A 4,371-nucleotide genomic window follows, 5' to 3' on the forward strand; every position below is an offset into this window, starting at 1 on the left:
GAGATCGAACGGTGACTCGACCAGACTATAGAGACGTTAATTTTAAAGAGCATCAATTACTGATTAAAGCAATTGAGGATCATAACGAAAAAGAAGCAGTGGAAATCATGACTAACCATATGCAAAATTTATATGATCGGTATTGGAAAGATTAAACCAAGAAAGTTGGTCCCAATAGGTAGTTTGAAGGGAATAAAAAAGCTTAAATACTATGAAAATATAATTTTTTGATTGAAATCCCTCATCGTAATCGATAAAGGGAAATCCCTTTGCTTTCTATGATTTTGATGGGTTTAAAGGGATAACAATGTGTTTTTTATAATATTTAGAATGATTCAGCAATTAGATTGACAAATTATATTAGTAAAAATACAATAAACACATAAATTGACTTAGTGGACAAGTAGATAAGGTTATATTGATAAGTTGTAATTATTTATAAAAGCATTCTATGAAAGCGTTATATATTAAGGGTTGCAATCCTTTTAATTCTATTAATCTTTACATCTCTCCAGAGAGATAAGTAGAATCCTTCTCAGAAAGAGGTTGACACCACTTTAAGTAATCTTTAATTTAACTTTAAATGAAATGAAAGTTTGAAAAGGAAGGCATAACAACTTAAGGAGGAGTTACTTTGGATCAAGTCGCATTAGAGCGTTCAACTACTAGAAAAGTGACATTAAGATTAATTCCATTTTTATTTCTATGTTTTATCATAGCCATACTAGATAGGGTGAATATTGGATTTGCTGCCCTACAAATGAACGAAGATTTAGGTTTCTCTAATGCTGTTTTTGGATTGGGAGCAGGGATTTTCTTCCTTGGCTATTTCCTTTTAGAAGTACCAGGAAGCGCCATGATGACGAAAGTTGGAGCGAGAAAATGGATTAGTAGAATCATGGTTACATGGGCCATCGTTGCCATTTTGATGGCTTTCGTACAAACTCCCATGCAATTTTATGCAGCTCGATTTATTTTAGGGGTTGCCGAAGCTAGTTTTTATCCATGTATGGTATTTTACTTAAGTGGTTTTTATCAAACGAAACATCATGCGAAGGCGATTGCAGGATTCATGCTGGCAATACCGGGTGCTAATGCATTAGGTGCTCCACTCTCCACTTTCCTGCTTGGAATGGACTGGTTAGGTATGGCTGGCTGGCAATGGTTGTTTATCTTGGAAGCGATACCAGCCCTCATCTTAGGTATTATAGCTTATTTCTATCTCGATGATACAATCAAAGATGTAAAATGGCTGAACAAAGACGAGAAGCAATGGTTAATTGACGTGACAACAAAAGAAAACCTTGAAAAACAGAAAGTGAAACACTATACATTCACACAGGCCTTAAAGGATCGTGACGTTCTCATCTTATCGGTAGGATATTTTTTCTGGATGGTCGGCTATTACGGAATTAACATGTTTTTACCGACCATTTCTCAAGGTTTATCAGAGACAACATCCCTTAGTACGCAAGGTATCGGCTGGATTTTAGGACTTATGTATGCTTGTGCCATGGTGGTCATGATTCTAGTTGGGAACCATTCTGACAAGAAGAACGAGAGACGTTGGCATGTTGCGGCATGTTTGACAACAAGTGCCATTGCCATGATCATTAGTAGCTATGTTGCCAATACAAGTATTGTATTATCCTTTGTATTTCTAACTGTCGCTCTATGTGGAGCATTTGGTGCCTACTCTCCATTTTGGGCTATTCCACCTTCTTTCTTAACAGGGGCTGCTGCTGGAGGTGCAATTGCACTTATCAACAGTGTAGGAAATCTTGGAGGATTCTTTGGACCATACATTGTGGGATACATTAAGGATATAACGGGATCCTTTACTATTAGTATGATTTTCCTAGGTATCAGTATGATCATAAGTTCTTGTATTATTGTTTTCTTGGTTAAACAGTCAGGAAGGGCTCTAAATCAGAAGGACGAAAAAAAACTAGAAAAGTCTAGTTGAAAAGTCTATCCATACATGATTCATCGTAAAGAAAATTCTGGCGGCTATGTCTAATGGTAGAGATGCCTGGGAATGAATACTGCAATCAGAGCAGTTGTAAAAGCAGCCAACTACCATCATCTAGATGTAATGGGCATACAAGGTGGATACCAAGGTTTAATTGACGGTAAAATTCATCCATTAACTTTTTCAGAGATAGAGGATAGTACAGACAGGGGCGGAACAACCTTAAAACCGTCTAGATCCTCAGAATTTATGGAAGAAGCAGAAAAAAAGGATACTCGAGGTATTAAAAAACTTTGATATCAATTATTTGGTTGTAATAGGTGGGGAAGGATCGTTAAAAGGAGCCGAAAAGTTACATGAACTAGGTATTAAAGTGATTGGTATACCTGGAACGATTGATAATGATTTGGCTTATAAAGATTATTCCATTGGATTTGATACAACTTTAAATACAGTATTAGAGTGCATAGGGAAAATTAGAGATACCGGTTTTTCTCATGATAAATCCACCATTGTCGAAGTGAAGGGAAGATATTGTGGGGGTTACCTTATATTCAGCTTTAGCAGGTGGAGGAGAAATCATTTCTACTCCAGAAAGTAAATTAGATTTTGATACCATCTGTTCAAATTTACACTTAAGAATCAGTAGTGGGAAACATAATAACCTCGTTGATCATGACAGAAAGAATGTATGATTTACAGGAGTTACAACGATACATTGAAGATAAGTTAAGTATTAGTGTAAGAACTAAGGTGTTAGGTTTCATACAAAGAAGGAGAAATCTATCAGCGTTTGATCGGGACTAGCAAGTAAAATGGGCGTTGTAGCAGGAGAATTGTTGATAAACGGACATTCAGGTCAGGCTGTTGAAATGAAAGAAAATAAAATGATCCATCAAGAATTTGCAACCATCAATGCCGAAATGGCTGATAAGCAGGACCAATATAGATTGTTGAAAGCGTTTTTATACCAAAAAGAAGTTGAGATGTAGTTTTTGTACAAACATATGATTATTTTAATTGAAAAACGATTCCTTTATCCAATTATGTGTTTATCAAAAGGCTTTTATTAAACAAAAGTTAGGAGGGTAAAAAATGATGGTTAAGGAAGTAAAAGCAATACAAGATACGATTATATGTCAGGTGTGTGGAGAAGTGATTGACCTAGTGGATAGCCTAGAAGGTGTTAAAACATGGTATGGAATATGTACAAATTGTCCCGAGGAGAAAAAGTAGGATTTATATCATTGACCGGATTTTTTTATCCCGCATTAACGGGCAGTAATACCCCCACCTCTAAGCTTGAGTGAATCACAAAGAGGCGAAGGTGGGGGATAACTGCCCGTAAAAGCCCGATAAGTCTCGCTTTATTAGATAGGGCATCTAACAAACAGCTTTAGGTGCCTAATTATCACTCAATATCTGTTTATATCTCTAAAATCTGAGAGTAGTAGTTGGTAGTAAAATGGGAAGAGCCCTGTTTTAAAACTGTCTTGCAAAGGGATAGGAGGAAGAAAAATGAAAGTAGCCATTGCATCTGATCATGGTGGCATGAATATTCGTAAGGAGATTATCTTATTGATGAAAGAGATGGATATTGAGTATGTAGATTTAGGGTGTGAGTGTACCACATCTGTTGATTATCCAGACTATGCCATTCCTGTAGCTGAAAAAGTAGCAAGCGGTGAAATAGACCGTGGTATTTTAATTTGTGGAACTGGTATCGGCATGAGTATTACAGCTAACAAAGTAAAGGGAATTCGTTGTGCGCTTGTGCATGATATGTTTAGTGCTAAAGCAACGAGAGAACATAATGATACAAACATGCTAGCTATGGGAGAGCGTGTGATTGGTCCGGGCCTAGCTCGCGACATTGTGAAAATATGGTTAACAACACCTTTTGAAGGTGGTAGACACGAAAAACGTATCAATAAAATAGAAACATATGAAGTATAAGTTAAATAATGACGCTTAAACCATCTATCAAAAAATGGTCCCTATTAATTACTTATAGAAAAGGCAGAAAAGCTACTTGTTAGCAGTTCTGCCTTTTCTTTGCAATATTCTGTCCCTTATTATTACTAATTAGGAGAAAATCCAGTTTGGGTGGTTGGGATAAGTTGTTTTATAATCACTAAAAGGAGTGGGTGAAAAATACAACTCGCCTATAGAAAGGGTTTGCAAAGACCGACTAAGGGGGGATTTTCCGAATACTTTTAAGTTATTGATGCGGTAATTAATATTTTAATCTTTCCAATACCGATCATATAAGTTTTGCATATGGTTAGTCATGATTTCCACTGCTTCTTTTTCGTTATGATCCTCAATTGCTTTAATCAGTAATTGATGCTCTTTAAAATTAACGTCTCTATAGTCTGGTCGAGTCACCGTTCGATCTC

Annotated in this window: 9 protein-coding genes; 8 read left to right on the top strand and 1 reads right to left on the bottom strand. The window is 36.3% G+C overall.

Annotation, left to right across the window (positions count from 1 at the left end):
- The 8 genes from K9V48_RS27225 to rpiB all read left to right on the top strand — a co-directional run.
- The coding region (locus tag K9V48_RS27225; RefSeq protein ID WP_224142204.1) for an FCD domain-containing protein at positions 1–155 on the top strand (155 nt) is incomplete at its 5' end.
- Between the two features lie 479 nt (positions 156–634).
- Positions 635–1,966, top strand: a complete 1,332-nt coding sequence (locus K9V48_RS27230) for an MFS transporter (RefSeq protein WP_224142201.1) — start codon at positions 635–637, stop codon at positions 1,964–1,966.
- A gap of 72 nt (positions 1,967–2,038) precedes the next feature.
- Positions 2,039–2,269 carry a 6-phosphofructokinase gene (locus K9V48_RS29240; protein WP_263432973.1) on the top strand — a complete coding sequence of 77 codons (231 nt, stop codon included), beginning with the start codon at positions 2,039–2,041 and terminating at the stop codon, positions 2,267–2,269.
- Positions 2,270–2,279: 10 nt separating this feature from the next.
- Positions 2,280–2,573 carry a 6-phosphofructokinase gene (locus tag K9V48_RS29245; protein ID WP_263432974.1) on the top strand — a complete coding sequence of 98 codons (294 nt, stop codon included), beginning with the start codon at positions 2,280–2,282 and terminating at the stop codon, positions 2,571–2,573.
- Positions 2,509–2,667: a hypothetical protein gene (locus tag K9V48_RS27240; protein ID WP_224142206.1), complete on the top strand. Its 159-nt coding sequence runs from the start codon at positions 2,509–2,511 to the stop codon at positions 2,665–2,667. The genes K9V48_RS29245 and K9V48_RS27240 overlap by 65 nt, the downstream gene beginning before the upstream one ends.
- A 120-nt stretch (positions 2,668–2,787) precedes the next feature.
- Positions 2,788–2,964 (top strand): hypothetical protein, encoded by a 177-nt coding sequence (locus K9V48_RS27245; RefSeq protein WP_224142202.1) that lies wholly within the window; start codon positions 2,788–2,790, stop codon positions 2,962–2,964.
- Between the two features lie 103 nt (positions 2,965–3,067).
- Complete coding sequence (locus K9V48_RS27250) at positions 3,068–3,208, top strand: GapA-binding peptide SR1P (RefSeq protein WP_308012629.1); 141 nt, start codon at positions 3,068–3,070, stop codon at positions 3,206–3,208.
- A gap of 282 nt (positions 3,209–3,490) precedes the next feature.
- Positions 3,491–3,928 carry a ribose 5-phosphate isomerase B gene (gene rpiB / locus K9V48_RS27255; RefSeq protein ID WP_224142203.1) on the top strand — a complete coding sequence of 146 codons (438 nt, stop codon included), beginning with the start codon at positions 3,491–3,493 and terminating at the stop codon, positions 3,926–3,928.
- A 288-nt stretch (positions 3,929–4,216) separates the two neighbouring features.
- Here the strand turns inward: rpiB and K9V48_RS27260 are convergent.
- The coding region (locus K9V48_RS27260; RefSeq protein ID WP_224142204.1) for an FCD domain-containing protein at positions 4,217–4,371 on the bottom strand (155 nt) is incomplete at its 5' end.

Source organism: Metabacillus rhizolycopersici, from assembly GCF_020075705.1.